Here is a 3,688-nt window from a genome sequence, read left to right on the forward strand (position 1 = left end):
ACGCTCCACTTATCGACGCGGAAAATCTGTTCAGACAACCGGGACCACTTCACTAATGCCTGTTGCAGATGGCGACCGAGAGTGAGTGGGTCACCCAGTTCGACAAGCCCTCCCAAAGTACCTTCGCTGTCCGGCGCAGCGGTGTAGAGCAGAATGCCCGCCATTGGTCCGCCGTCTTCGCCTGGTTGCCGGGAGTAAAGACGCTCACGCACGCTGGCTGCGGTATACCCACAATCGAGAACGATCTGGCGCATAAGAGCGTGCGCCAGTGAGTGCAGCAGGACTAGGCGAATGCCGGGAAAATTCTCGTGAAGTGGCTCGAGCTTTCTGAGCTTGCGCCAAGCCTTATCCGACCGCGCCGGTGGTCTCGGTCGCGGGCGGGTTCGCGGAGGAGGCCGCGGCACAGCTCGAAGGCGACCGTCAGATGCGGCTGCTGCGCACCCGGCGAGAGGTCTTCGAGATCGCCGTCGTCATGGATCCGTTCGCCGACGTGGTCGGCCGAGTGATCAACGTGGCCAACGCCAACCGGCTGGGCCTCGGCGCCTCGCGCAATCTCTTCTGCTTCGGCGTGGCGGTGAACGCCAACGCAAAACCCATTCTCAAACTCTGGGGCTAGCCAGTGGCGCACAAGATCCTTGATCGTGTCCAGGAAACGACTCTTGGCACCGGTACCGGCGCGCTTACGCTGGCGGGGGCCACAACTCGCATGCTGGGCCTGTCGGCGGCCGGGTTCGCCAACGGCGACACCTTCTGGGGCCTCATCGAGCACGCCACGGCGGCGGAGTGGGAGATCGCGCTATGCACTTTTAGCGCAGGCGCCATCACCCGGGCCACGCCGCTAAAATCCAGTACCGGCGCGACGGTGAGCTTTTCGGCCGGCACGAAGACGGTTTCTCTGGTGGCGCCGGCCAGCAAGACGCCGCTCGCCGATAATTACGGCAACTTCATCTTCACCGGGCCCATCGTCAGCCTGGGTCAGCGCGAGACCTATGCAGCCCCGACGATCTCCGCCGGAACGCTCAATCTCGATCTTTCCGCGGCGACGGTGTTCAAGGTGGCGAACAACGCCAACGTCACCACCCTCGCCATCCAGAACATGACCGCCGGCTATGCGGCGAACTTCACCCTCATGCTCACGGCCGATGGCACGCCCCGGACGTGGACCTGGCCCGCATCGGTGACGTGGCTGCGAGGCGCGCCGACGCTCAGCAGTACCAACGCCAAGCGCGACCTCTTCACCTTCACCACGCTCGACGGCGGAACGACATGGTTCGCGGCCGACGTGGCGCAGAACTTTTAGGCCGGCACATGATTGCCGCCTCGCAGCTCCTGGCACTGGGGCCGTCCGACCCCTCCGCCCGTACGTGGGTCAATTCCATCAAAGCCGCCGGCGGTACCGTTACAGGCGCGCGCGAGCTTCTTGTCTCCAGTTTAATCGTGAGCCTCAAAGGCGCCGGCGTCTGGACGATGCTTGATCGGATCTGGCTGCACGCGGCCGAGAACACCACGCAGGCATTGATCGACCTGAAGGCATGCAGCATCGCCACGGCAGTCAACAGCCCGGCCTTCACGACCAACCTCGGCTACACCGGAAATGGCGCCACCAGTTACCTCGACACGAACCTGAGTGCGGCGGCGGCAGGGCTCAATTACACGCGCGACGACGCGAGCTTCGGCGGGTGGATTTCTCAAAGCGCCACCATCGGCGGCGTCGACTTCGGCTTCGATTATGGCGCCTACAGCATGCTCATCGCGTATTACGGCGGGAACAACTACCGCTGGGAAATCAACTCCGGCACGAATCCCTCCGGCACGCCGGCGAGTGGTGGAAATTCCAGCGGCTTCTTCCATTCCCAACGGACGGCAGCGGCGGTCTCCGCGCTGTATCGCAACGGCGTCTCGACGATCACCTCGAACGCGCCGTCGATTGCGTTGCAGAACAAGAAGTTTGGCGCGCTCGCCTATGTGGCGGGTCCGGCGTCTTTCTCCTCATCGCGCGTCGCGGCATCCTTTATCGGCGCCAGCCTCGCCGGCAAGGAAGTCTCTTTTTACAACGCCATGCGGACCTACATGACCGCCGTGGGAGTGCCGTAATGGCGACCGTTATCCTGCTCACCGCCGCCCAGGCCGACGCCATACGCGGTCCGTCCGGGGAAGCGCCCGCCCTTGCTGCGCTAAAACCAGTCCAGCTTACGGATGGTCGCTACATTCTCGGCGTCGAGGTGTTGAGCGATACCCTCCACACCGAGTACTGGCCTCTTCTTGAATATCTGCCGCGCGCCAGTGTCGAAGACATTTACGATCTCATCCCGCGACCGCTGCACGAGTAGCGACGCATGCTCACCAACCCGCCCCTCTATGGCTCGCTGCCGATCGGGGCGGTGATGCCGTATGTCGCGCCCACGGCCGCGACCACGTCCAATATCGTGCTGCTCTCGCCCCGCGACTCCGATGCGGCCACCATCAGCCGCAGCGTGCTGGCCTCGTCGACCGGCTCGGCGATCGCGTGGGCGGTGGCCGATGCGCCGGTCTATGTATTCTCCGCCCCGCTCGCTACCTGGATGAAGCACATGGCACTGGGCGGCCGGGCCACGGCCAGGCCGGCGTGGCTGCCACGCGGTGGCGTTTGGCTGGACGAGAGCGACGCCGGCGCCTGGAGCACCACGCGCGCCGTCGACTACCTTTATAATGGTACCGGCGACGTCGAGCGGGGACGGCACGAAGCCTCGGCCTCGATCTACGTGCCCAGCGCGCGCAATCTCTGGGTCGACAAGGGCGCCGCCAACTACACCGTCACCGCCCATGACGTCGGCAAGGTGCTGGTGTTTGACACCACGGCCGCCGCCCGGACATTGACCCTGATCGCCGGGGCCAGCTTTGGGCATGGCGCGACCCTGTGGTTCCTGGGCTCTGGCGGCGCGACCAATGGCGTCCTGCTGACACCCAGCGGCTCCGAGGCGATCGACGCCGGCGCCAACGGTGCCAGCCTCACCGTGGTGCCGAACCGGCTGACCCGGGTGTCGTGGGATGCCGCCAAATCCAAATGGCGCACTGACTACACGGACTATCGTGCCGCCATCATACTCTTGGTCACGTCTATTCGACCTCTCACGGTCGACAGCGGCTCATCTCGCTCGGTGTACTGTCGATCAATGCCCCTGCGCATGAGGTGTCGAACCCCACCGGTTAGGACCTTTGCGAATAGATCCACGAGTTCCGGGCTTTCGACACCGCCTACATTGATGACGTCTCCCTCTTCCAGACGATCCCATGCGTAGCAGAAGAGGTAATACAGGTTCTGAATGGGGATGAGGCCGGGCATTCTCAGTTCGTATCCAGGAGGCGCTGCTGCCAGGTCTCGACTCGGGTTGGATTATCGAACCAGTATTCGGTGAGCAGTGGTAATATCTCTGTTTCAATAACGCCCCGGTACCATTCGGTTTCCGATTGGCCAGATGCGCGTTGTTGGCAGAAGAAGCTATGTCCAATACAGAAGCCACGCCCGAGATTGGTCGAGTCTTGAGATATCTCCTCGTTAACCGCCGTCAGTCGTTGTCGAATAGTAGAGATCAGTCGATCAGAGACTTGGTTGGCCTTTAGGTAGGCTTCAAACTTCTTCGAGTTGAACTGTGGCCTTATACCAACCGACAGAACTCATGACAGTTCAGCCCATCGCCGGCTTGTGATG

Annotated in this window: 5 protein-coding genes and 1 pseudogene; 5 read left to right on the plus strand and 1 reads right to left on the minus strand. The window is 62.8% G+C overall.

What is annotated here, in order from left to right; translation table 11 throughout:
• Positions 1-254, minus strand: a pseudogene (locus WCJ41_RS20600) (DUF1998 domain-containing protein); the annotation flags it as partial.
• Positions 255-424: 170 nt separating this feature from the next.
• Here WCJ41_RS20600 and WCJ41_RS20605 point away from each other — a divergent pair.
• Genes WCJ41_RS20605 through WCJ41_RS20625 form a run of 5 tightly spaced genes read left to right on the plus strand, consistent with a single transcriptional unit; the run spans position 425 to position 3,278 of the window.
• Positions 425-616, plus strand: coding sequence for a hypothetical protein (locus WCJ41_RS20605; RefSeq protein ID WP_336907711.1), 192 nt, complete (start codon positions 425-427; stop codon positions 614-616).
• Between the two features lie 3 nt (positions 617-619).
• Positions 620-1,300, plus strand: a complete 681-nt coding sequence (locus WCJ41_RS20610; RefSeq protein ID WP_336907712.1) for a hypothetical protein — start codon at positions 620-622, stop codon at positions 1,298-1,300.
• Between the two features lie 8 nt (positions 1,301-1,308).
• On the plus strand, positions 1,309-2,094 hold the full coding sequence (locus tag WCJ41_RS20615) for a hypothetical protein (protein WP_336907713.1): 786 nt from the start codon (positions 1,309-1,311) through the stop codon (positions 2,092-2,094).
• The gene (locus WCJ41_RS20620) at positions 2,094-2,330 is read left to right on the plus strand and encodes a hypothetical protein (RefSeq protein WP_336907714.1); all 237 of its coding nucleotides are present in this window, start codon (positions 2,094-2,096) and stop codon (positions 2,328-2,330) included. The genes WCJ41_RS20615 and WCJ41_RS20620 overlap by 1 nt, the downstream gene beginning before the upstream one ends.
• 6 nt (positions 2,331-2,336) lie before the next feature.
• A complete protein-coding gene (locus WCJ41_RS20625) occupies positions 2,337-3,278 on the plus strand; it encodes a hypothetical protein (protein WP_336907715.1) in 942 nt (313 codons plus the stop codon).
• Positions 3,279-3,688: the final 410 nt, after the last annotated feature.

Origin of the sequence: Aestuariivirga sp. (assembly GCF_037139295.1) — a bacterium.
Taxonomy (GTDB): Bacteria; Pseudomonadota; Alphaproteobacteria; order Rhizobiales; family Aestuariivirgaceae; genus Aestuariivirga.